General features: G+C 67.9%; 20 protein-coding genes. 13 read left to right on the top strand and 7 right to left on the bottom strand.

Going from position 1 to position 22,238, the window contains the following annotated elements:
- Positions 1 to 23: 23 nt before the first annotated feature.
- The 3 genes from JIX55_RS24630 to JIX55_RS24620 form a co-directional block, all read right to left on the bottom strand.
- Positions 24 to 1,343, bottom strand: a complete 1,320-nt coding sequence (locus JIX55_RS24630; protein ID WP_257565488.1) for an energy-coupling factor transporter transmembrane protein EcfT — start codon at positions 1,341 to 1,343, stop codon at positions 24 to 26.
- Positions 1,333 to 2,184 carry a hypothetical protein gene (locus tag JIX55_RS24625; protein ID WP_257565487.1) on the bottom strand — a complete coding sequence of 284 codons (852 nt, stop codon included), beginning with the start codon at positions 2,182 to 2,184 and terminating at the stop codon, positions 1,333 to 1,335. The genes JIX55_RS24630 and JIX55_RS24625 overlap by 11 nt, the downstream gene beginning before the upstream one ends.
- A gap of 204 nt (positions 2,185 to 2,388) precedes the next feature.
- The gene (locus tag JIX55_RS24620; protein WP_013002563.1) at positions 2,389 to 2,697 is read right to left on the bottom strand and encodes a hypothetical protein; all 309 of its coding nucleotides are present in this window, start codon (positions 2,695 to 2,697) and stop codon (positions 2,389 to 2,391) included.
- Between the two features lie 659 nt (positions 2,698 to 3,356).
- Here JIX55_RS24620 and JIX55_RS24615 point away from each other — a divergent pair.
- From JIX55_RS24615 to JIX55_RS24585, 7 genes are all read left to right on the top strand, one after another.
- On the top strand, positions 3,357 to 5,999 hold the full coding sequence (locus JIX55_RS24615; protein ID WP_257565486.1) for a hypothetical protein: 2,643 nt from the start codon (positions 3,357 to 3,359) through the stop codon (positions 5,997 to 5,999).
- 181 nt (positions 6,000 to 6,180) lie between these two features.
- Complete coding sequence (locus JIX55_RS24610; RefSeq protein ID WP_257565485.1) at positions 6,181 to 6,891, top strand: immunity 49 family protein; 711 nt, start codon at positions 6,181 to 6,183, stop codon at positions 6,889 to 6,891.
- A 35-nt stretch (positions 6,892 to 6,926) separates the two neighbouring features.
- Positions 6,927 to 8,231, top strand: a complete 1,305-nt coding sequence (locus tag JIX55_RS24605; protein ID WP_257565484.1) for a hypothetical protein — start codon at positions 6,927 to 6,929, stop codon at positions 8,229 to 8,231.
- Between the two features lie 530 nt (positions 8,232 to 8,761).
- A complete protein-coding gene (locus tag JIX55_RS24600; protein WP_257565483.1) occupies positions 8,762 to 9,142 on the top strand; it encodes an ArsR/SmtB family transcription factor in 381 nt (126 codons plus the stop codon).
- Between the two features lie 49 nt (positions 9,143 to 9,191).
- On the top strand, positions 9,192 to 9,893 hold the full coding sequence (locus JIX55_RS24595; protein ID WP_257565482.1) for an SRPBCC family protein: 702 nt from the start codon (positions 9,192 to 9,194) through the stop codon (positions 9,891 to 9,893).
- A gap of 31 nt (positions 9,894 to 9,924) precedes the next feature.
- Entirely contained in the window at positions 9,925 to 10,716 is a 792-nt protein-coding gene (locus tag JIX55_RS24590) for a S1 RNA-binding domain-containing protein (protein ID WP_257565481.1), read from the top strand.
- A 56-nt stretch (positions 10,717 to 10,772) separates the two neighbouring features.
- Positions 10,773 to 11,108: a VOC family protein gene (locus JIX55_RS24585; protein ID WP_257565480.1), complete on the top strand. Its 336-nt coding sequence runs from the start codon at positions 10,773 to 10,775 to the stop codon at positions 11,106 to 11,108.
- A 34-nt stretch (positions 11,109 to 11,142) separates the two neighbouring features.
- On the opposite strand, the gene JIX55_RS24580 is transcribed toward JIX55_RS24585, so the two are convergent.
- The gene (locus tag JIX55_RS24580) at positions 11,143 to 11,421 is read right to left on the bottom strand and encodes a DUF397 domain-containing protein (protein ID WP_257565479.1); all 279 of its coding nucleotides are present in this window, start codon (positions 11,419 to 11,421) and stop codon (positions 11,143 to 11,145) included.
- Between the two features lie 227 nt (positions 11,422 to 11,648).
- Here JIX55_RS24580 and JIX55_RS24575 point away from each other — a divergent pair, with 227 nt between their 5' ends.
- Both JIX55_RS24575 and JIX55_RS24570 read left to right on the top strand, forming a co-directional pair.
- The gene (locus JIX55_RS24575) at positions 11,649 to 12,656 is read left to right on the top strand and encodes a C40 family peptidase (RefSeq protein ID WP_306820032.1); all 1,008 of its coding nucleotides are present in this window, start codon (positions 11,649 to 11,651) and stop codon (positions 12,654 to 12,656) included.
- Positions 12,657 to 12,891: 235 nt separating this feature from the next.
- Positions 12,892 to 13,614, top strand: a complete 723-nt coding sequence (locus tag JIX55_RS24570; protein ID WP_257565477.1) for a phosphatase PAP2 family protein — start codon at positions 12,892 to 12,894, stop codon at positions 13,612 to 13,614.
- Positions 13,615 to 13,842: 228 nt separating this feature from the next.
- Here JIX55_RS24570 and JIX55_RS24565 read toward each other — a convergent pair whose 3' ends face one another.
- Positions 13,843 to 15,411 carry an FAD-binding oxidoreductase gene (locus tag JIX55_RS24565; RefSeq protein WP_257565476.1) on the bottom strand — a complete coding sequence of 523 codons (1,569 nt, stop codon included), beginning with the start codon at positions 15,409 to 15,411 and terminating at the stop codon, positions 13,843 to 13,845.
- 643 nt (positions 15,412 to 16,054) lie between these two features.
- Between JIX55_RS24565 and pstS the strand changes: the two genes are divergently transcribed.
- The 4 genes from pstS to pstB all read left to right on the top strand — a co-directional run bounded on the left by pstS (position 16,055) and on the right by pstB (position 20,211).
- Entirely contained in the window at positions 16,055 to 17,182 is a 1,128-nt protein-coding gene (pstS, locus tag JIX55_RS24560; protein ID WP_257565475.1) for a phosphate ABC transporter substrate-binding protein PstS, read from the top strand.
- A 137-nt stretch (positions 17,183 to 17,319) separates the two neighbouring features.
- Entirely contained in the window at positions 17,320 to 18,324 is a 1,005-nt protein-coding gene (gene pstC / locus JIX55_RS24555; RefSeq protein WP_257565474.1) for a phosphate ABC transporter permease subunit PstC, read from the top strand.
- A complete protein-coding gene (pstA, locus tag JIX55_RS24550) occupies positions 18,321 to 19,385 on the top strand; it encodes a phosphate ABC transporter permease PstA (protein ID WP_257565473.1) in 1,065 nt (354 codons plus the stop codon). The genes pstC and pstA overlap by 4 nt, the downstream gene beginning before the upstream one ends.
- 49 nt (positions 19,386 to 19,434) lie before the next feature.
- Complete coding sequence (gene pstB, locus JIX55_RS24545) at positions 19,435 to 20,211, top strand: phosphate ABC transporter ATP-binding protein PstB (protein ID WP_257565472.1); 777 nt, start codon at positions 19,435 to 19,437, stop codon at positions 20,209 to 20,211.
- A 315-nt stretch (positions 20,212 to 20,526) separates the two neighbouring features.
- On the opposite strand, the gene JIX55_RS24540 is transcribed toward pstB, so the two are convergent.
- Together JIX55_RS24540 and JIX55_RS24535 are read right to left on the bottom strand one after the other, a co-directional pair.
- A complete protein-coding gene (locus JIX55_RS24540; protein WP_257565471.1) occupies positions 20,527 to 21,525 on the bottom strand; it encodes an inorganic phosphate transporter in 999 nt (332 codons plus the stop codon).
- A 7-nt stretch (positions 21,526 to 21,532) separates the two neighbouring features.
- Complete coding sequence (locus JIX55_RS24535; RefSeq protein ID WP_055624809.1) at positions 21,533 to 22,153, bottom strand: DUF47 domain-containing protein; 621 nt, start codon at positions 22,151 to 22,153, stop codon at positions 21,533 to 21,535.
- Positions 22,154 to 22,238: the final 85 nt, after the last annotated feature.

The raw sequence follows: 22,238 nt of genomic DNA, 5'->3' as shown, positions 1-22,238 counted from the left end.
ATGGGCCGCGTGGGAATCAGCCGTCAACGCCCTTCACCTCCCGTGCGATTGCTGTTGCGGGTGTTGCCGGCGTGGGGGGTGTTGACCGGGCTCGTACGGGGCGGGGGTGCGGCGGAGGGGACGGTTCCGCCGCCTCCGTTCGCGTTGCGCGAGCTGTGGGCGGCCACGCCGCCGGATGCGGGGTTGGACGCGCGGGGGGTGCTGCTTCCGCCTCCGCCGCCGTTGTTGTCCGCCCGGGAGCTGTGCGTCTTGATGCCCTGGGCGACGAGGGTGGCCGGGGAACTGATCACGGCCGCGGCCTTGCCTTCGGCGCCACGCATGATGCGGTTGTTGCGGGAGTTGGCGATCTCGTCGCCGAAGCCCGGGACGAAGCGGTAGATCATCGCCGAGGCGAAGATGGCGAGCAGGATGATGGCGAGGCCGGAGACGATCGCGGCGAGGGAGTCGGGGCCTTCCTCCGTGGTCAGTGCGCCGGCGAGGCCGAGCACGATGACGATGACGGGCTTCACGAGGATGATCGCGATCATGATCCCCGCCCAGCGTCGGACATGGCCCCACAGGTCCTTGTCGACGAGGCCGGCGTAGACCACGACGCCGAGGAGTGCGCCGACGTAGAGGAGGACGGCCCTCAGGAACAGCTCCATGTAGAGCACGCCTGCGGCGACGATGGAGATCAGCGACACCAGGATCAGCATGATCGGGCCGCCGCCGATGTCGTTGCCCTGCTTCAGGGCCTCGGAGAACGTGCCGAAGAAAGTGTCCGTCTGGTTGCCGGTCGTCTGGGCGATGACGTCGCTGACCCCGTCGGTCGCCGAGACGACGGTGTAGAGGATCAGCGGGGTGAAGGCGGACGCCAGCACGGTGAGCCAGAGGAAGCCGATGGCCTCCGAGATCGCGGTCGTGAACGGCACGCCCCGTACGGCTCGCTTCGTCACCGCGAGCAGCCAGAGGATGAGCGTGAGGATCGCCGAGGCCGCGAAGACGACCGCGTACTGCTTCAGGAACGTCATGTTCGTGAAGTCGACGTCCGCGGTCTCGTTGACGGCCTCGGACAGCTTGTCGACGGTCCAGGAGGCGGCGTCGGCGCAGCCTTGGGCGAGGGAGGAGAGGGGGTCGAGGGTGGTGGTTACGTCGTTGGGGAGGGTGCTGGTGTCGCCCTTTTCGTCCGCTCCCCGTTCGCAGTAGTCCTTGGCGGGGCCAACGATGAGGTCGCAGCGGTCGTCGGAGGGAGAGGGCGAAGGCGTGGGCGCCGCCGCTGCTTTGGTGGCCAGCAGGACGGCCGTGGTCTGTACGGCTGTGAGGACGGCGGCGACCTTGAGTACGTTGTGTGACCTACCGGGCATAAGTGAACCCTCCGTACTCCTCGACGGCCTTCGAGATCTCGTCGGCAGCCGAGACCTTGTTGTCGCCGTTGACCGGCGCGGGGCCTTCCTTCTGCGCGAAGCTGTCGACCTTCCAGTCATCGTCTGCCCAACGCAACTGGAAGGTCATGGTGAACCAGTCGCTGGTGACCGGGCTGGTGGTGTCTTCTGAGGCCATGCCGAACACACCGGTGCACCAGACCTCGACGGTCGCGGTGCTGTCCGAGTAGCTCGTGGCTTTGGTGCCGACCGGCATTGTTCGTGAGACGTACGTGCTGCCGGACGGGGCATTGCCGTTCTTGTCCAAGCCGACGTTGGTCAGGAAGTCCGTGTCGTAAGCCTTGTTGAGGTTGTCCTCCAGGTCGGCCACCTTGTCGGCCACAAAGACCTGCTGGACGATTTCACTTCGCCGTACGGGCTTGAGGATGTCGGCCGAGACCAGCACCACGGAGTAGTTGGCCGCGGCCGATTCGGCGCCCTGTTGGTCGTGCGTGAAGCCGGAGGGGATGCCGCCTGTCTTCGTCTCCACCGGCCGCTCCCCCGATGCCGCCGTAGGTGCCGTCTCCGCCTTGTCGCCGCCCGGGGTGCCGTCGGTGTCGGAGTCGCTGCCTCCGCGGTTCGCGAAGGCGATTGCCGCGATGAGGAGGACGACTACGCCGACGATGGTGACGAGGCTTCTGGAGGAGGAGCGGCCGCGGCGGGGGTCGGCGCCGCCTTCGGGGAGGCGGGTTCGGGTCTGGCCGGTGCCGGCGTAGCCCCCGTACGCTCCGTCGTCACCGGCGCGCGAGGACTCGCCGTACCCGTGCTCGTCGCCGAGACTCATGCCGCAGTCGCCCCTTCAACTTCGACGTCGTACCGAAAGGCGTAGCAGTACGACGGTAGCCGCGCTGGTTCCCGCGCGGGCGCGGTGTGGTGACTCGACATCAGGGAAACGCAACCTCAGCCGGTGGGCACGACGGACGGGTGGGGTGGAAGGGGAACCGGGCGAAGCTGGCGTGCCCGGCCGGGACGAGGGCCGGCCGCGGCGCTACACGGCCATGCCGTACACGATGGTGAAGAGCGTGCCCAGTGAGCCGATGATGAAGACGCCGGTGAGGCCGGCGATGATGAGGCCCTTGCCCTGTTCGGCGCTGAAGGTGTCGCGGAGGGCGGTCGCGCCGATGCGCTGTTTGGCCGCACCCCAGATCGCGATGCCGAGGCAGAGGAGGATGGCGACCGCCATCACGACCTCGATCATCACGCGCGCCTCGTTGCCCAGGCTGCCGAAAGGCCCCCAGTCCGGGGCGATTCCGCCGATGATGGTGGTGATGTCGCCCTTGTCGGCCGCAACGAACATGTAAGTCACCGCCCCTAGTGGGTAGTTCCGCTGGTTGTGCACCGCGTCCGCTCGGCGTCCGCACCGCACCCCTCCGCGCGGGTGCGCAGAGGTCAGGCCCATTCTCGCCGACAATGACGCTGTCGTATGTCGACTTGGCGTCATTGATTGGCGGGTTTCGTACGGATCCCTTGCCGTCGGCCCGTGTGAGCCCCTAACGGGGGACGCGGAACGGTAAGCGAAGGGCCGTATCGTCACTCTGTGTATCACGACGGGTCACGACGGGCAACGAGGGTGAACCGGAACCTGTGGTGTGGTTCCGTCGTTAGTCCTCTCTTCGCCCCTCTTTCCCCTGGTCGGGCTCGGTGGCGATGAGGAGTCGGCTCAAGCGGCCGGTCCGGTCCCGCTTCTGACGGGGTGTCGGTCCTGCCCCGTCGATCCTGTTGATCCTTTCGATCCGGTGTTCTCCGGGGTTCGAGTGTGCCTGATGTGGACGTAAGGGTCGCGTGTGGGGGCCGGGTGTCCATGAGGGTCAAGCTTTGGCCAGAAGTGCGTGGGATCGCGATTGCAATTTTGGTACAAATGATCGACTGGGTGGACCTGTCTGTCCATGTGTCAGGTGTGAGGGCTGGCCGCCGAGTTGAGGGAACGAATCTGCGAGGGCGTCCACGGGGGTAGGCGTGAGCGAGGAGAGGCCCGTTGTCTCGGCCGAGATACCGGAGTTCACGGGGAATCTGGAGCAGCTGGAGACGGACGCCGGGGACATCGCGTTCGACGGGATGGCGGTCGGTGCGGCCGGTCTGCTGATCGACGCCAACTTCAACCGACTGGCGCCCTTCTACAAGGCCCCCGAGGCCGATCAGCTCTTCGCGACGACCGCGCCGGTCGCGGCAGCCGGTTACGACCTGCAGACCGAGCTGGGCACGGTCTCCAAGGCGTTGCTCGACTACGCCGCCGAGGTCCGGCCCCTGGTCGACAAGCTCAACTCGCTCCGCGAGGAGGCGGCGGCCTTCGAACGGCGCGTCGCGGACGACGACGAGTGGGTCGCGGACGGCGACCTCATCGACGAGAACACGGCCCGCCGCAACGCGGTGAACGCAGCCTGGACCGCCTTCCAGGCCGCCGAGCTGGCCTGCTACAACAAGATCGTCGCGCTGGTCGGCGGCGAGCCGCTCGTCGTCAACGACGGCTCGAACAAAGAGAACATGTACGGCTATCGAGCCGAGGACCTCAATGCCGCCTCCGGACTGCCGTGGGGTGACGTCGTCGAGGAGGACAACCCCTGGTACTACTTCCACGAGCACACCTGGGACTTCGCCGTCGGGTTCTTCGTCGACGGTGTGTGGGGGACCATCCGGGGGCTCGGCACGCTGGTGGGTGTCGACGGTTGGGACGCGGCGGGACAGGCCTGGACGGGGCTGGGGAAGCTTCTGACCGGCATCGTGATCACGGGAACGCCGCTCGGTGCCGCGTACTGGCTGACTCCGGCCGACAAGCTGCCGTCCTGGCTGCGGGACTCCCGTACGGCAGTCGTGGAGACCGGCAAGGCGCTGATCGCGTACGACGAGTGGGGCAAGAATCCGTCGCGGGCGGCGGGCGCGGTCAGCTTCAACGTCCTGACGACCGTCTTCACGGGCGGTGCGGGTGGCGCGGTGGCGGCGACCGGCAAGGCGGGTGCCATCGCGAAGGCCATCTCCTTCGCGGGCAAGGCGGGGCGGATCGTCGATCCGATGACGTACATCGCGAAGGGCGTCGGCTCGGCGGGGGTGAAGATCAGCGACGTGATGGCGAGTCTGCGGGGCATCACCGACGGCACCCACATCAGGCTCGGCGAGGGGACGTACCAGATCGCCGACGCGCCGAACATCGCCGACGACCTCCCGGCCGGGCTCACCCCCGAGAACTCCGTCCGCATGACGACCCCCGAGGGCGAGGTCGTCTACCTCGACACCACGACGCTGGTCGTGCACAACGTCGACGGGACGGTTCGGGAGTCCCTGGACAGCATTCGGCACGAGGCTACGGCGGAGCAGCGGGCGGGTGAGGCCGGGCAGCGGGGAGAGCGGACGCCGGGGGCTGCCGGTGAGCGCGAGCTGGTGGGTGCCGGGGCCGGGACCCGGGTCGGGGACACCGGGGCTGTGGGCGGTCGTGGGGGTGATACGGCGGCCGTGGGTGGGCGCGGGGGCGACAACATGGGCGGCGCCGGGGGCCGTACCGGCGAAAACGCGCCAGTGGGGCGAGATGGGGGCTTTGGCGGGAGCGGGGGGCTGGACGATCTCGGGCGTACTGGGGACGACGCGGGGCGAGTAGGCGACGACGCGGCCGGCGACGCGGGCCGTTCCGGCGACGAGGCTGCTGGGGCCGGGGACACGGTGGACAACGGCGCTGGAGCTGCGGACGAGGGGCAACAGGCGCGCGAACGTACCCCCGAAGAGCAGAAGCAGATCATCGAGGAACAGATCAGGAAGGCGAACGATCCCGATCAGACCTGGTTCGAGAACTTCTACCGTTCTGACGGCCACCGTAAGAGCATCAAGACGCTCGATGAGAACGGCGACGAGCTGCCGATCCTGGCCAAGGACTCAGACGGCAGCTGGATCGCCAAGGACTCCCTGCCACCGAAGCCGGGAGCGAAGAGCACGCTCGACCCCGGGACATTCGATCGCGGGTCGGTTCGGACCGACCAGATCGGTCACCTTGACGACGCCGCGATGGACCGGAAGGTGTCCAACGACCTGACCAGAGCCGAGCGGGCGTACCGGGCTGATCCCTCACCCGAGAATCTGGCGAAGCTCAACACGGCGCAGGACGCCTTTGACGCCCAGCTCCCGGGGCGGCCAAACAACAGCTCGATCGCCGAGGCACTCGGTGAGCAGGCGGCCATGCGGCATGTCATTCCGCAGCGGTTCCCGGACGCCCAGTGGATCGACCTGCCGAAGACGTCGAACGGCGCGAACATGTTCGACCAGCTGTACCGACTCGATGACGGCACGCTTGTCATCGCGGAGGCGAAGGCGCCCCAGGCGAATCCGATGTGGCGCAAGGGCGCCGGCGAGGCGGAAGGCTGGATGGTGCAGCAGGGTACGCGGCCCTACATCGAGACGATCCTCTTCCAGATGGAGAAGAACTACAGGCTCGGGGCGACAGATAGCGCGGGCAACCCAGTGTTGGACGCCAAGGGGAAACCGGTGACCAACGGCGACCTCGCAGACCTGATATCCGAGGCCCTGGAGAGCGGCAAACTGAAGTACGTCATGGTGAAGGCGGCGGAGAATCCAGGCGCCTACGCTGGTGCGAAGCTGGAGCACTTCAAGATTGACTAAGAGGAGAGAACCAGTGGCCACGCGCATTCTTCGCCATGACAACCCTCCGAGTCTCGCTGCCCATGTCAATACGGCAGCGGGCCTTGAAGCGTTGACGGGGTCCGTGGCGCGGGTTCTGGAACGCCTCGAACAGTCGGACATGGCCCGGCGGCGAGCACTGGACACGACGCTGACCTTTGCCATGGCCCGATGCGAGGTGGACCCGGACGCCGAGGAGTTCGAGACCTGGGAGGCCTGGGTCACCGCGATGCAACTGGGCCACGCGCGGTTCGCCCTGGCTGCCGTTTCCGAGGGGCATACCTTGACCTGCCGGATCAAGGAGAAGGAGTGGAGCCTTCCGACGACCGGGCCCCAGCCCAATGTGAACGCCAGTAGCTGGGTCAAGGCCTTCTACCTCGCGCTGATCTGCCGTGAGAACGACCGGCTGGGCGAGCTGGCGCGGGTGCCCGTCTCGCTGTTGCGGGCATCGGGCGCGACGTTCGACGAGTACATCTACTCCTGGGTGGAGACCCTCCAGCGCTTCTGGCTGGGCCAGGACGGCGTGGGCGACCATCTGGTCGCCGCCGTCGACGGCACCGGTCCGGACTCGGCGCGGTGGGCGGACCAGGACTACATGTCCTCGATCCTGTATCCGCCGATCATCCTCTTCTACCGCTACCTGCGTGAGGACCACGAGAAGTTCAACGAGGCGTTGGTCGACGCGCTCCGCTGGCACAAGGAGTACTGGACCGCGGACGACGACCGGGCCATCAACAGTGACGGCCTCGTCGCCTTCGGTCCACTGGCCATCGCCTGCCTCGCCCACGACAAGGGCTTCCCCATCGAGGTCGAGTCGGAGTACCTGCCGAAGGCTCTGCTGACGTTCGCGTGGCGGGGCGAGATCGACACCTGAGCCGACGGTCAGTGGTACCGCCGAGAATGCCGGGCATGGTCCAGACGCTTCCGTTGCCGTTGCCCGACGTCCTCGTGGACACGCATGACATCGACCTGTCGGCGCTGTACTCCACGGGGTGGGGAGTCAATGCGTACGACGCCGTGCTCGCGCCCTCCGGCGACATGTATGCGCTGTACGGCGTGTACCGCCACACGTGGAACGTCAGCGAGGACGAACAGGACCCGGCCGTGGCGAACTTCGGGTATCGGCTCATCACCCGGTACTCCCCGGACGGCATACCGTTGGCGACCGCGCTGTGCTGCTCACCGGGGCCGAACGCCGCTCCGTCGAAGGTGGCCGCGGGGAAAGACATGACGCTGTGCGTGCTGCCGGACGGCACGCTGTCGGTGAGCGCGCACCCGGACCTCACCACACTGATGGCGCCGGACCTGAGTGCCGTTCTGGCCACCTATGACAGGCCAGGCCGGAACTCCGGTGATCCCTTCGCGAGTTCGGTCTGCGTCACACCGTCAAGGCGGCTCCTGTGCGTGACTTCGGAGTACGGGGTCGGCCGGTTCGGCAGCAGAAGTTCCAACATCGTCGGGCTGGCGGACGGCGTCCTGTCAGCGGAGTCCAAGCCATCGATACGGGCGATCGCCTCACTCGACCCGGAGCCGGCGTATCAGACCGAGGAGGCGGACCTGAGTCCCTATGTCCGCTTCCGGTGCGAGCCGGTGGGGTTGGGGAACCGGCCGCGGCCGTCATTGAGCGAGATGCTGACTCCGGAGACGGACCCTTACATGTGGGAGCGATCCACGCTCGGTCGGCCCGCGGTGCTCGACGACGACTTGTTCGTGGTCCCGGTCTTCGCCCGTACGTTCCGCGCGGGCAGCAAGGGACAGCCGTTCGTGTTCGCCCTGCTCAACGGCGAGGGGGAGCTGACCGGGCGGCTGCACGGGATGCACGAGTACCGCGACAGCCCGTTCACCGGCTTCTGCTTCAACGTCGTCGCCGACCCGCGGCGGGGCCTCGCCTTCCACCTCAACCGCAATGGACTCTATGTATGGAACAAGGGTGGAATGCGCCGGACCAAGCTGGACACCGAGACGAAGACCTTCAAGCCGCTCACCCATTTCGCCCTGACGTCCTGCACACCCACCGGTGAACTGCTCCTCGTGCACGTCAAGCAGCACTTGGTCCTGCGCGTTCCCGTGCCGGACGACATCCGTGAACTCGGGGCGGCGGTGGAGGCCGCCCTCCGGGCGTACGGCAAGGCACGCACCGCTCTGAAGAAGCAGTGGGGACCGGTCGTCAACTGGCACTGGGTTCAGAGCGGCGCACAGGTCAACTGGCTTTGAGGGGCCGCGTGATCCTTGGCGTAGGGCCGCGGGTGCGATGAGGAGCTCGGCCAGAAGAGCTTGCGGCCTGGAGGGGCCTTCCTGAGCTTCCGGCTGCCGCACTGTCGGCTCGAAGCCTTCGACGCCTTCTACGAAGTGGCGCGGATGCCGTGAGCGTGGTCGGCAGAAGCTGGAGGAACACGGCTGGGGGTGCGCCGAGTCGGCCGGGACCGACCCGTGGGCTCCGCGAGCCCTGGCACGGCTGGCGATCGCTTAGGAGCGGGCCCGCGGGGCGACGTGCCCGGACGGGGTGAGGGCGTGGGGCATCAGCGCCGGAGACGACGGCGACCTGTGGGCGCCCGGCATCGGCGTACCGACGCATCCGTCCCGCGGCGAGCACCGCTGACAGCACTGACAGCACTGACAGCACTGACAGCACTGACAGCACTGACACCACTGTCCGATCGCGGTACCTACGATGCCCCGCGTGCGGTAGCACGGACTGATATTCGCTGTGGCTTATATAAGTGGGTGGTGATACGTTGGGTGCCATGCACGCGTTCGATGTGCTCGGGGATCCCGTTCGGCGGCGGATTCTCGAGCTGCTCGTCGACGGGGAGATGACCGCCGGCGAGGTCTCGGAGGTCATCCGGGGCGAGTTCGGGATATCGCAGCCCGGGGTCTCGCAGCATCTGAAGGTGCTGCGGGAGAACGGCTTCGCGACGGTACGGCCGGAGGGGGCCCGGCGGCTGTACGCGGTGAACTCGGAGCCGTTGCGGGACATCGACGCCTGGCTGGACCCTTTCCGCCGCTTCTGGACCCCTCGGCTGGACGCCCTGGCCACGGAGCTGGCCCGGGGCAAGCGGGAGCGGAGGCTTCGGGAGGCTGAGGAAGAGCGGTCCCGTGGGGCCGGGGACGAGCGGCAACCCTGACGACAGTCGTGATGACACCCATAGCGACAGGAGCAGCACCGTGATTGACGTGAGCCATCAGATCAGTGCCGTACGGCGGCGGGTCGGGACCCGGGAGTTCAAGGCGGGGGAGGCGCGGGTGGTGACCGTGAGTCAGGCGTATGACTCGACGGTCGAGGATGTCTGGGACGCCTGTACGAATCCGGAGCGGATTCCGCGCTGGTTCCTGCCGGTCTCCGGGGAGCTTCGGCTCGGTGGGCGGTATCAGCTGGAGGGCAACGCCGGCGGGACGGTCGAGCGTTGCGATCCGCCCAAGGGGTTCACCGCGACCTGGGAGTACGGGGGTGAGGTGAGCTGGATCGAGGTGCGGATCACCGCCGAGGGGGAGGGGCGCGCACGGTTCGAGCTCGAACACATCGCCCATGTCGACGACGAGCGGTGGGCCGAGTTCGGGCCCGGCGCGGTCGGGATCGGATGGGACATGGGGCTCATCGGGCTCGTCATCCATCTCTCCACCGGCGCCGCAGTCGATCCCCAGGAGGCCATGGCCTGGATGGGGACGGACGAGGGGCGGCGGTTCGTGACGCTCAGCGGGGAAGCGTGGTACGAGGCCGCCGTCGCCGATGGGGACGAGGCGGGGGCCGCGCGGGCGGCCGCGGACCGGACGATCGCGGCGTACACCGGGGCGGACGCCGAAGCCGAGGGCGGCGAGGGCGGCGAGGGAGCGGATACGGGGACGGGGACGGGGACGGGGACCGGAGAGGGTGAGTGAACCGGAGAGGGCGAGGGGGCAGGAGGCCGCCGTGCGGGCGTTTCTGGCGGCGATACGAGTCGGTGATGTCTGCGGCGGGGTCGTCGCGGAAGTGACGCGATCGCACGGGGCGGCGGTGGTGCTGGACGGCTTTCCCGCACGTCCGCTGGGGTCGATCGGGTCGTTGGACATGCCGTGGGGGCGGAGGTCCGCCACGGCTGTGGAGGCCGGGCGGCGGATCACCGCCGAGGTGACAGCCGTCGACCTGGACGAGGGGCGGGTCCACCTGTCGTTGGCCGCCACCGAGCATCCGGAACTCTGGGCGTTCCTGAAAGGGCTCCGGCTCGGCACGGTCCTTTCCGGGACGGTCGCGTCGATCGAGAGCTTCGGGGTGTTCGTGGCGCTGGACGACGGGCCGGAGCATCCGATCCACCCCGGCGTCGGGTTCATCACCGTTCCCGAGCTGTCCTGGCGGCGCATCGAAGCGGTCTCGGACGTCGTCCGGGTCGGGCAGCGGGTGTCCTGCGAGTTTCTGCAGTTCGACACCTGGAACGGCGAGGCCCGGCTGTCGTTGCGGGCGATGCGGCCGGATCCCTTCCAGGAGTTCGCCGACCGGGTCGAGGCGGGGCGGAAGCTGCGCGGACGGGTCACCAAACTGGTTCCGTTCGGCGTGTTCGTCGAGGTGGCCGACGGGATCGAGGGGCTCGTCCCGCTGAGCGAGCTCACGGCGGAGCCGGTGGAGACGCCGGACGGGGTCGTCGAGGCGGGGGACGAGATCACGGTCGTGGTCACGGAAGTCGACCGGGAGCGGCGGAGGTTGACGCTCTCCCGCGTACGGCCCTGAGGGCGCCCCCGGGCTCGGGGGTGACCGCCACCGCCCCGCCCTGCCATCCTGCGCCGATGCTGAGAATCGGATCGATCGTGCTGAACGTCTCTGACCTCGACCGCGCCTCCGCCTTCTGGAGCACCGCCCTCGGCCATACCCCCCGCCCCGGCCGGCCCGAAGTGCTGACCCCGCCCGGCGGTACCGGGCCGCTGCTCTGGCTGGACGAGGACGACCGTACGCACCTCGACCTCTGGACCGACAGTGCGGAGGAGCAACGGGCCGAGGTGGAGCGCCTGTCGGCGCTCGGGGCCGTCCGGGTGGAGTGGGACTATCCCGAGGTCGCGGACTTCGTCGTACTCGCGGACCCCGAGGGCAATCTCTTCTGCGTGATCAACACCGCGGCCGGGTGAACACCGCCGGACGCCCCCGGTTCCGGGCGCTTTTTCAGGCCTCCGGCTGCCGTGCCGTCGGTTCGAAGCCCTCGACTCCCTCTACGAAGTGGTCGAACTCCCCTGCCTGGACGCCCAGTACGAAGGCGTCCCACTTTCGGCGGTTCGTCGTCACGACGTTGTCCGGGTCGCTCGTTTCGCGAATGTAGACGGGGGCCTCGGGGTCGTCCTCGCCGTCACCGGCTCCGAAGGCCAGCTCGATCCAGGGGCCGGGGCCCGTCGCGTCCTCGGGGGCGGCGCGGATCCAGTCGAGGTCCGGGGGAATGTCAGACACGGGGACTTCTCCTCTTGAGCGAGGCGGACAGGAGCAGTAGGGGACAGGAGCAGTGCAGTAGCGGACAGGAGCAGTATTCGACCGACTCCACCGTGCTGCGCGAACTCGGCGTCTCGCGCGGCGGGAAGTCGCCGTGGGGTGACCTGGGGAGCGTCGGTTGATCATTCCTAAGGCGGATGGTCGGCTCTACACTTGCCGTCGGCGGACTGGCGGGCGGTGAGGGGCGGTTGACGGTGCGTAAGGCGTGGATCGTGGTGATCGCTGCCGGCAGCGCCGGACTCAGCTTCGTGATGCTGCTGGTCGTGGGTGTCTACCTCGTCGCCGGGAATCTTGCCAACGGGGTCGGCGGCAAATCGGTCGGACTGGCCAAGGGGGCCGTACCCGCCGCTTATCAGACGCTCGTGCAGAAATGGGGCAATCTGTGCAGCGCGATCAATCCCGCGCTGCTCGCCGCGCAGCTGTATCAGGAGAGCGGGTTCAATCCCAAGGCGCAGAGTCACGCCGCCGCGCAGGGGATCGCGCAATTCATTCCGGGGACGTGGGCGACGCACGGGCTCGACGGGGACGGCGACGGCGACCGCGATGTCTGGGACCCGAATGACGCGATTCCGTCGGCCGCCTCGTACGACTGCAAGCTCGCGTCGTACGTGGAGGACGTGCCCGGTGATCCGACGGCGAACATGCTCGCTTCCTACAACGCGGGGGCGTACGCCGTCATCAAGTACGGGGGCGTCCCGCCGTACAAGGAGACCCAGAACTACGTCAAGACGATCACGACGCTGCAGGAGAGTTTCGCGGCGCCCACGACCCGGGTCGATCCGAGCGAGCAGGCGGCCGGGGCCATCTCGTACGCGCAGAAGAAGCTCGGGACGCCGTATCTGTGGGGCGGTACCGGTACCGCTGAGCAGGGCGGACGCTTCGACTGCTCGGGGCTGACGCAGGCGGCGTACGAGAGTGTGGGGATCACGCTGCCGCGCGTCGCGAACGATCAGTACAACGCCGGGCCGCATCCGTCGCGCGGCGAGTTGCTGCCGGGGGATCTGGTGTTCTTCTCCGACGACCTCACCAACTCCCGGGCCATTCGGCACGTCGGAATTTATGTGGGGGGCGGATACATGATTGACGCACCGCGGACGGGTGCCGTCATCCGTTTCGACCCGATTGACACCCCCGACTACTTCGGTGCCACCCGGGTCACCGAAGATGGCGCGAAAGCGTTGCCCACGACGGTCTGACGGTGTCGTAATTCTCCGTGAACCCCTGCCCTGAGCTGCGGAGACGTGTATCTCTTCGATAACGTCTGGGTGATCATTCAGTGGAGGGTGGAACGCATTGAAGAGGAGTGTGCGTTCCTATTTGACGTAGCGCGTTGACGCTTACGCGGAAGCACTACGCACACCACGGGGGTGGCAGAGCGCGGCGCACGTACGGGTGCGGTCGCGAGAACGATGACGAAAGGGCCGCAGCACGATGGCTGGACTCGCCGCGCATGCCGCACTTGCCGCTGAATCCGGATCCAACCCCGACGTTGAGCTGCTCTACGACATCAATGGTCTGGCCAAGGATGCGCCGGCCTGGCTCGACCGGGTCATGGAGTTCGTGGGTGAGTACGGGCTCCTCTTCGTCATGGTGCTGCTGATCCTGGGGTGCTGGTGGAGCGTGCGGAGACGGGGCGGGGAGGATGCCGCGTCGTCCGTGGCCGCGTTGGTGTGGGCGCCGCTTGCCGCCGGTGTCGCCGTGCTGATCAATGTGCCGATTCGTGGGTTCGTCGAGCGGCCTCGGCCCTTTCTCGATCACGAAGGGCTGGACGTGTTGGTCTCCGGGAAGACCGACTACTCGTTCGTGAGTGATCACGCGACTCTGATCATGGCGATGGCGGTGGGCCTGTTCGTCGCCGATCGGAAGTTCGGAGTGGTCGGGCTGGTGGTCGGGCTGCTCGGGGGGTTCATCCGGGTTTACATGGGAGTGCACTATCCGACCGATGTGATCGGTGGGTTCGCGTTGGGGACCGCTGTCGCGTTGTTGCTTTCGCCGCTGGCGATGGCGTTGCTCACGCCGGTGATGAAGGCGGTGGAGCGGTCGCCTCGGGTGGGGTGGGTCGTGCGCGCTCGGGGGCGGGATGAGGGGCGGGCGGTGATTCCGGGGGCTCGGGTTGAGGGGGCTTCGGCGGAGGAGCGGGACTTGGCGGCCTGAGGGTTCGTCTCCGGGTTTTTCGCCTCCGCCGTCCCTGCCCGTCCCGTCCCCAGGGGCTGTGTCCCTTCGACCCCCCGAGCTGTAAGGCGTCGCACCTCGCAATCGCCTCATGGCTCGGGGGGTTCGGTCGTTCGGCGGGTGCGGGTGTGTGGGGGCTGATCGCGCAGTTCCCCGCGCCCCTTGAAGAGGCCTGCGGGCCTTCGAGAGGAGGCGCTGCGGGCGTGGGGCCTACAGGGACTGCGGGAACTTGAAGAAGTTCTTCGGGTCGTACTTCTTCTTCAGGGTGGTGAGGCGGGGGGCCGCGTCGCCGTAGTAGGACTTTTTCCAGTTGGGGAGGGTGGGGTCGGTGTAGTTCTGGTAGGCGGCGCCGGAGGCGTGGGGGGTCATGGACTTGTGGGCCGTGTTCAGCCAGGACTGGGCCGTCGTGCCGGAGGTGCCGGGCTTCCAGGAGGCGAGGTACTGGGCCAGCATGCGGGAGCGGCGGTGGACAAAGGCGGTTGCTGTGGGGGAGACGCGGTTGACCTGGCCGCCGAGGGCTGTCAGCTGGATTGAGCCGGCTCCGCCTCGTACTCCGCTGATCTGGGTCAGGAGGGTCTGGATGCCCGCCGAGGAGATCGAGCGGTCGAAGAAGTCCGAGCGGGCCGCGTACGTCTCGCGGCCCAGTGCGCCCTGGGGGGAGCGGCCCGGGGTCGAGCCGGGCAGGTGGCACTTGGCGTCGGTCGAGAAGGAGGAGCAGCCCGCGTAGACCTCCATGGCGTCCTCGTACGAGCGGCGCCTGAGGGAGACGCTGCGGGCGGGGGTGCCGACGCGGTCGGCCAGGCGGTCGAGGGCGTTCTCGAGTTCGCCGTATGTGCCGAGGGAGAAGGCGGCGACCGAGACGGACGGGGTGCCTCCGTTCTGGATGTGGCAGGACGACCAGATCTCGTCGGGCTGGGTGGGGCCCCACTCCTGCCAGGCCTTCAGTACGGCGGCGGCCTTCGACCACGGCCAGGTGAGGTAGGCGGTGACGCCCTGGGGGGCCGGGTGGGTCTTGAAGCGGAGTTCGGTGACCACGCCGAAGTTGCCGTTGCCTGCGCCTCGTAGGGCCCAGAAGAGGTCCTTGTTCGTGGTGGCGTTCGCGGTGAGCAGCTTTCCGTCCGCTGTGATCAGCGTGGCCTGGGTGAGGCTGTCGCAGGTCAGGCCGTAGGCGCGGGAGGTCACTCCGTGGCCGCCGCCGAGGGTGAGGCCGGAGACGCCGACGGTGGGGCAGGAGCCGGCGGGGATGGTCACGCCCTTGGCGGCCAGGGCTCGGTAGACGTCGATGAGTTTCGCGCCGGCGCCGATCACGGCTTCGTTCGCGGAGGCGCGGACCTTGTTCAGTTTCGATATGTCTATGACGAGGCGGCCGTTGCCGGAGGACCAGCCGGCGTAGGAGTGGCCGCCGTTGCGGATCGAGACCTTGATGTCGTGGGCCCTGGCGTAGGCGAGGGTGGTGCGGATGTCGTCGGGGTGGGCGACGTAGGCGACGGCGGTGGGTTTGAGGTTGTCGAAGCGGGTGTTGTAGAGCTGGCGGGCTGTGGACCAGGACTTGTCGCCGGGGCGGATGAGGGGGCCGTCGAGGTCCCGGGCGAGGGCGGACCAGTTCGCGGCGGTGGTTTTGGAGGCGGTGCCGGGGGCCGGGCTTCCCGCGCCGGTGGCCGTACGGAGGGAGGTGTCCGTGGCCTGGGCGCCCGTGCCGGTGCCGTCGGCTGTGCAGGCGGAGGTGGCGAGGGTGGCGAGTGCGGCTGCGCCGCCACCGATGAAGGTGCGTCGTTCCATGTGTGCCTCCGGGCGCCGCGCGATGGGTCGTGGAACGAGACGGGGCTGGCGGGGTGGGGGTTCCCACTCTGTGGCTGCCGCCGCCAGGCTCCCGCTGGGGGTGAGAAGGACGCCGTGGTGAGCGGGTGATGTGCCGCATTCCCTCAGGGATAGCTGAAGCGTGGCGGCACCCTATCGAGAGCCCGTTCCCTCAGGGGCAGCTGAAGCGCGGTGGCACCCCACCGAGAGCCCGTTCTCCCAGGACACCTGAGGCGTAGCGGAACCCCCGTCTCCCCCGGGACCAGTGAGGTGATTGGGAGAGGCCGCCCCCGGGACGCGTGGGTACCGGGGGGGGCCGGTGGTGTGGCTGTTCGGGGGTTTCGGGATCGGAATACTCGCGTGCTCTCCCCGTAAGCGTTCCGTGACCTCACCGCACTGTCGGCAGGGGTTCACTCGCCGTTCACTTCCGTCCATTGGCGGCTTCACCTGATCTGCCTAATTTCGGCCTTACCCGGTGCGGGGCGCGGGCCTTAATACGGCCGCGCGGCCCGTGGCGACAGCAGTCTGAGGGACCAGAGGCATCAGCTGGACAGGTCCCGAGACTGATACGACGACTTCGCACGCCGCCAATCTGGACGGCGGCTCCTGGAAGGAACTCCCGAAAGTGAAGCTTCAGCGCAAGAACCGGCTGCGCGCCCTTTCTCTCGGTGCTGTCGCCGTCACCGGCGCCCTGACCCTCACGGCGTGCGGGTCCGACGACACCAGCACCACGAGCAACGGCGACAGCACGGCGACCGCCAAGAGCGACATCGACTGCGGCGACGCCAAGGGCCAGCTGCTGGCCGACGGCTCCTCCGCGCAGAAGAACGCGATCGACGCGTGGGTCAAGCAGTACTCGGCCGTCTGCAAGGACGTCGTGATCAACTACAAGGGCAGCGGCTCGGGCGCCGGTATCACCGCGTTCACCCAGGGCCAGGTCGCCTTCGCGGGCTCCGACTCGGCGCTGAAGCCCGAAGAGGTCACGGCTTCCAAGGAGATCTGCTCCGGCGGTCAGGGCATCGACCTGCCGATGGTCGGCGGCCCGATCGCGGTCGGTTACAACGTCCCGGGTGTCGACAACCTGATCCTGGACGCCAAGACCCTCGCCCTGATCTTCGACAGCAAGATCACGAAGTGGAACGACAAGGCCATCGCGGCGCTGAACCCCGACGCGAAGCTGCCCGACCTCAAGATCCAGGCCTTCCACCGCTCGGACGAGTCCGGCACCACGGACAACTTCACCAAGTACCTGATCGCCGCGTCCGGCGACAACTGGAAGTACGAGGGCGGCAAGGCCTGGGAGGCCAAGGGCGGCCAGTCCGCGCAGGGCTCCTCCGGTGTCGCGCAGGGCGTGAAGGAGACCGAGGGCGCGATCTCCTACATGGAGCTCTCCTACGCCAAGGACGGCATCAGCACGGTCGACGTCAAGACCGGTGCCGCCGCACCGGTCGAGGCGACCGTCGAGAACGCCACCAAGGCCATCGCCGAGGCCGAGATCGTGGGCACCGGCAAGGACCTCGCGCTGAAGGTCAACTACGAGCCCACCGCCGAGGGCGCCTACCCGATCACCCTGGTCACCTACGAGATCGTCTGTGACAAGGGCAACAAGGCGGACACCCTGCCCGCCACCAAGTCCTTCCTCACCTACATCGCGTCCGAGGACGGCCAGGCGCTGCTCGCCGAGGCCGGGTACGCCCCGATGCCCGAGGAGATCATCACCAAGGTCCGTACGACCATCTCTGAACTGAGCTGACCTGAGTGCGGTCCAGTCCCCACCGGGACTGGGCCGCACCGTCCGGTGCACCGCCGCCAGGAGCCTCCCCCCACAGGGGGCGGTTCCGCCCCGAGCCGCCGCCCGCACGGAGACGGCTCCGCAGACCGGAGACCTTGATGGACATATCTACAAAAGACACTCCCGCTCCCCCCACCCCACAGCCTTCCGACGCCGAGCAGAAGCGCGCCGCACGTGCCGCGACCCGCCCCGGCGACCGGATCTTCCTCGGCCTCTCCCGCGGATCCGGCATCTTCCTGCTGGCGCTCATGGCGGCCATCGCCGTGTTCCTCAGCTACCGTGCCGCGCTCGCGATCAGTGAGGACGAGGCCAACTTCTTCACGACCTTCGAGTGGAACCCCACCGCGGCCCCGCCGGTCTTCGGTATCGCGGTCCTGGCCTTCGGCACCATCGTCTCGTCGGTCATCGCGATGGCCATCGCGGTGCCGGTCGCGGTCGGTATCGCCCTGTTCATCACGCACTACGCCCCGCGCAAGCTGGGCGGCCCCATCGCGTACGTGATCGACCTGCTCGCCGCCGTGCCGTCCATCGTGTACGGCCTCTGGGGCGCCCTGGTCCTCGTACCGCAGCTCGACGGGCTCTACGGCTGGCTGAACGACTACCTCGGCTGGACCGGCATCTTCGAATGGCAGGGCGGCGCCCCCCGTTCGATGCTCACCGTCGGCATCCTGCTCGCGATCATGATCCTGCCGATCATCACCAACGTGAGCCGTGAGGTCTTCCGCCAGGTCCCGCAGATGCACGAGGAGGCCGCGCTGGCCCTCGGCGCCACCCGCTGGGAGGTCATCCGCATGGCGGTCCTCCCCTTCGGGCGCTCCGGTGTCATCTCCGCCTCGATGCTCGGCCTCGGCCGCGCGCTCGGCGAGACCATGGCCGTGGCGATGGTCCTGTCGTCCAGCTTCGAGATCAACCTCAGCCTGCTCGACCCGGGCGGCGGTACCTTCGCCCAGAACATCGCCAGCAAGTTCAGTGAGGCCACCGAGATCGGCCGTGACGCCCTGATCGCCTCCGGTCTGGTCCTGTTCGTCATCACCCTGCTGGTCAACGGCGCGGCACGCATGATCATCGCCCGCCGCAAGGAGTTCTCGGGGGCCAACGCATGAGCAACGCAACCCTCTCCAACAAGGGCCCGAGCACGCTGCGCGCCGCGTCCCTGCCCAAGTGGTTCTCGTGGGCGGTCGCCGCCGGATCGATCGCCCTGGGCATCGGTATCAGCGCCGTGGCCGGCCTGGAGAGCTCCGTCCAGTGGGCACTGATCGCCGGAATCCTCTTCGTCCTCGGATCGTTCGTCATCACGACGCGCGTCGAGGGCCGCCGGCAGGCCAAGGACCGCGTGGCGACCAGCCTCGTCTGGGTCGCCTTCCTCCTCGCCGTCATCCCGCTGGCCTCCCTGGTCTACGAGACCGTCAAGCGCGGTGTGAAGGTCCTCGACGGCTACTTCCTCAGCCACTCGATGGGCGTTGTCTCCACCTCCGAGCCCGGCGGCGGCATCTACCACGCCATCCTCGGCACCCTGGAGCAGGTCGGCCTCGCCACGGCGATCTCCGTGCCGGTCGGTGTGCTGACCGCGATCTATCTGGTCGAGTACGGCCGCGGCAGGCTCGCCAAGGCCGTCACCTTCTTCGTCGACGTCATGACGGGTATTCCGTCGATCGTCGCGGGCCTGTTCATCCTCAGTACCTGGATCCTGATCCTGGACATGGGCTACTCCGGCTTCGCCGGCGCGATGGCGCTGACGATCCTGATGCTGCCGGTCGTCGTCCGCTCCACCGAGGAGATGCTCAAGCTCGTCCCGAACGAGCTGCGCGAGGCCTCGCTGGCGCTGGGCGTGCCGAAGTGGCGCACCATCCTCAAGGTCGTGCTGCCGACCGCCATCGGCGGTATCACGACGGGTGTGATGCTCGCGGTCGCCCGTATCGCCGGTGAGACCGCTCCGGTCCTGCTGCTGGTGTGGGGTTCGAACTTCATCAACGCGAACCCCTTCGCCGACCCGCAGGCGTCGCTGCCGATGTACATCTATCTGCAGTTCCAGCAGAGCGGCGGCTCCGGTGCGGCGTACGACCGTGCCTGGGCGGCGTCACTGACGCTCATCGCCTTCATCATGATCCTGAACCTGGCGGCCCGTGGCATCGCCCACTGGAAGGCCCCGAAGTCCGGTCGCTGACGCGGCCATACAGCGACCAGTCTCCCCCGCGAAAGAAGCAGTGATTCCCATGGCCAAGCGAATTGACGTCAGCGGCCTCAACGCCTACTACGGCTCCTTCCGGGCCATCGAGGACATCTCGATGTCCGTCGAGCCCCGTACGGTGACGGCCTTCATCGGTCCCTCCGGCTGCGGCAAGTCCACGTTCCTGCGCACCCTGAACCGGATGCACGAGGTCACGCCGGGCGGCCGCGTCGAGGGCAAGGTCATCCTCGACGACGAGAACCTGTACGGCCCCGGGATCGACCCCGTGGCCGTGCGGCGTGAGGTCGGCATGGTCTTCCAGCGCCCGAACCCGTTCCCCACGATGTCGATCTACGACAACGTGGCGGCCGGCCTGAAGCTGGTCGGCAACAAGAAGAAGTCCGAGCTGGACGACATCGTCGAGAAGTCCCTCAAGGGCGCGAACCTCTGGAACGAGGTCAAGGACCGCCTCAACAAGCCGGGCTCCGGCCTCTCCGGCGGTCAGCAGCAGCGGCTGTGCATCGCCCGCGCGATCGCGGTCGAGCCGAAGGTGCTGCTGATGGACGAGCCGTGCTCCGCGCTCGACCCGATCTCGACGCTCGCCATCGAGGACCTCATCGGTGAGCTGAAGGAGCGCTTCACGATCGTCATCGTGACGCACAACATGCAGCAGGCGGCGCGTGTCTCCGACCGTACGGCGTTCTTCAACCTCGCCGCGGTCGGGCAGCCCGGCAAGCTCATCGAGATAGACGACACGGAGCGGATCTTCTCCAACCCGTCCGTCCAGGCCACGGAGGACTACATCTCCGGCCGCTTCGGCTAGGCCGACCTCCCAAGACCCCTCACGGTGCTGCATGGCGGTGCCACCGCGAGGTAGATAAGGGCCCGCCCCCGGCTCCCGGGGGCGGGCCCGTTCTGTCGGTCGGTGCGGGGCGCTCCGCGCGGGGGGTATGGGGGCTTTTCTCGCCCCCGCCGCCCCTGCCCGTCCCATCCCGTTCCTGGGGGCTGTGCCCCCAGACCCCCGGGTGGGTAGTCGGGTGCGGGTTGTTTGTGGCTGGTCGCGCAGTTCCCCGCGCCCCTTGCGGGGCCGAAGTTCCCCGTGCCCCTTGCGGGGCGCGGGTTCCTCGGTTCTGCGGGGCTACAGGAACGCCAGGTTCACGATCCAGAAGCTCGTCGCGGCGACCAGGGCGGCGGCCGGCATCGTGATGAACCAGCCGAGGATGATGTTCTTGGCGACGCCCCAGCGGACGGCGTTGATGCGCTTGGTGGCGCCGACGCCCATGATCGCCGAGGTGATGATGTGGGTCGTGGAGATGGGGGCCTTGAAGATGAAGGCCGTGATGAACATGATCGACGCGCCGGTGGTCTCGGCGGCGAAGCCCTGCGGGGGGTCGAGTTCGATGATCTTCCGGCCCAGGGTGCGCATGATGCGCCAGCCGCCCGCGTACGTACCGAGGGACAGCATGACCGCGCAGACGATCTTCACCCAGACCGGGATCGGGTCGCCGTAGTCCTCGACGTCCGCGATGACGAGGGCCATCACGACGATGCCCATCGTCTTCTGGGCGTCCTGGAGACCGTGGCCGAGAGCCATGCCCGCCGCCGACACGGTCTGCGCTATACGGAAATTGCGCTTCGCCTTGTGCGGGTTGGCGCGGCGGAAGATCCACATGATCGCCGTCATCACCAGATAGCCGACGACCAGGCCGACCACCGGTGACACGAACATCGGGATGACGATCTTTTCGAGGACGCCGGACCAGTAGACCGTCGTACCGCCCGCGAGCGCCGCGCCCACCATGCCGCCGAACAGCGCGTGGGAGGAGGACGACGGGAGACCGAAGTACCAGGTGACGAGGTTCCAGGTGATCGCGCCGACCAGTGCGGCGAAGAGGATGCCCATCCCCTTCGAGCCCTCGGGCGTGGAGATCAGGCCCTCGCTGACCGTCTTGGCGACGCCGCTGCCGAGGAAGGCGCCGACGAGGTTCATGACGGCTGCCATGGCGAGGGCCGCGCGGGGCGTCAGGGCGCGCGTCGACACCGACGTCGCGATCGCGTTCGCCGAGTCGTGGAAGCCGTTGGTGTACGTGAAGAAGAGCGCGACCCCGATGGTCACGACCAGAGCGAAGTTGTCCATGAAGGGGTCAGGACTCCTTGACCGCGATGGTCTCCACCGTGTTCGCCACGTGCTCGAAGGCGTCCGCCGCCTCCTCCAGCACATCCACGATCTGCTTGAGCTTGAGGACCTCGATGGCGTCGTACTTGCCGTTGAAGAGGTGGGCCAGGAGCTTGCGGTGGATCTGGTCCGCCTGGTTCTCCAGGCGGTTCACCTCGATCCAGTACTCCGTGAGGTTGTCCATCGTGCGCAGGTTGGGCATCGCCTCGGCCGTCAGCTCGGCGGCGCGCGCCAGAACCTCGATCTGCTGATCGACGCCCTTGGGCAGTTCCTCGACGTTGTAGAGGACGACCAGGTCGACGGCCTCCTCCATGAAGTCCATGATGTCGTCGAGGGAGGACGCGAGGGAGTAGATGTCCTCGCGGTCGAAGGGCGTGATGAACGAGGAGTTCAGTTGGTGGAAGATCGCGTGTGTGGCGTCGTCACCGGCGTGTTCAGCGGCCCGCATACGCTCTGCGATCTCGGCCCGGCCGGCGGTGTCCGCCCCGAGCAGTTCCATGAGGAGTTTCGAGCCCGTGACGATGTTGTCCGCGGACGCGGCGAACATGTCGTAGAAGCTCGTCTCCCTGGGGGTCAGACGAAAGCGCACGTGGGGTCCTCGGTATGCATTGGTTTCGGTCAGGCAGATGCTAGGTGCATCATCCGGCCACGGCTAATGGGCCGTCCCCCAGTGT

It is taken from the genome of Streptomyces sp. DSM 40750 (assembly GCF_024612035.1).
Classification (GTDB): Bacteria; Actinomycetota; Actinomycetes; order Streptomycetales; family Streptomycetaceae; genus Streptomyces.
Note: the sequence above shows the minus strand (reverse complement) of the source record. Positions and strands in the feature narration are given on the sequence as shown.

What these genes read in the sequence shown, in the direction of transcription:
- JIX55_RS24630 (WP_257565488.1), bottom strand. Translation starts at nt 1,343, where the DNA reads ATGCCCGGTAGGTCACACAACGTACTCAAGGTCGCCGCCGTCCTCACA.
- JIX55_RS24625 (WP_257565487.1), bottom strand. Translation starts at nt 2,184, where the DNA reads ATGAGTCTCGGCGACGAGCACGGGTACGGCGAGTCCTCGCGCGCCGGT.
- JIX55_RS24620 (WP_013002563.1), bottom strand. Translation starts at nt 2,697, where the DNA reads ATGTTCGTTGCGGCCGACAAGGGCGACATCACCACCATCATCGGCGGA.
- JIX55_RS24610 (WP_257565485.1), top strand. Translation starts at nt 6,181, where the DNA reads ATGGCCCGATGCGAGGTGGACCCGGACGCCGAGGAGTTCGAGACCTGG.
- JIX55_RS24605 (WP_257565484.1), top strand. Translation starts at nt 6,927, where the DNA reads ATGGTCCAGACGCTTCCGTTGCCGTTGCCCGACGTCCTCGTGGACACG.
- JIX55_RS24600 (WP_257565483.1), top strand. Translation starts at nt 8,762, where the DNA reads ATGCACGCGTTCGATGTGCTCGGGGATCCCGTTCGGCGGCGGATTCTC.
- JIX55_RS24585 (WP_257565480.1), top strand. Translation starts at nt 10,773, where the DNA reads ATGCTGAGAATCGGATCGATCGTGCTGAACGTCTCTGACCTCGACCGC.
- JIX55_RS24570 (WP_257565477.1), top strand. Translation starts at nt 12,892, where the DNA reads ATGGCTGGACTCGCCGCGCATGCCGCACTTGCCGCTGAATCCGGATCC.
- JIX55_RS24565 (WP_257565476.1), bottom strand. Translation starts at nt 15,411, where the DNA reads ATGGAACGACGCACCTTCATCGGTGGCGGCGCAGCCGCACTCGCCACC.
- pstC (WP_257565474.1), top strand. Translation starts at nt 17,320, where the DNA reads ATGGACATATCTACAAAAGACACTCCCGCTCCCCCCACCCCACAGCCT.
- pstA (WP_257565473.1), top strand. Translation starts at nt 18,321, where the DNA reads ATGAGCAACGCAACCCTCTCCAACAAGGGCCCGAGCACGCTGCGCGCC.
- pstB (WP_257565472.1), top strand. Translation starts at nt 19,435, where the DNA reads ATGGCCAAGCGAATTGACGTCAGCGGCCTCAACGCCTACTACGGCTCC.
- JIX55_RS24540 (WP_257565471.1), bottom strand. Translation starts at nt 21,525, where the DNA reads ATGGACAACTTCGCTCTGGTCGTGACCATCGGGGTCGCGCTCTTCTTC.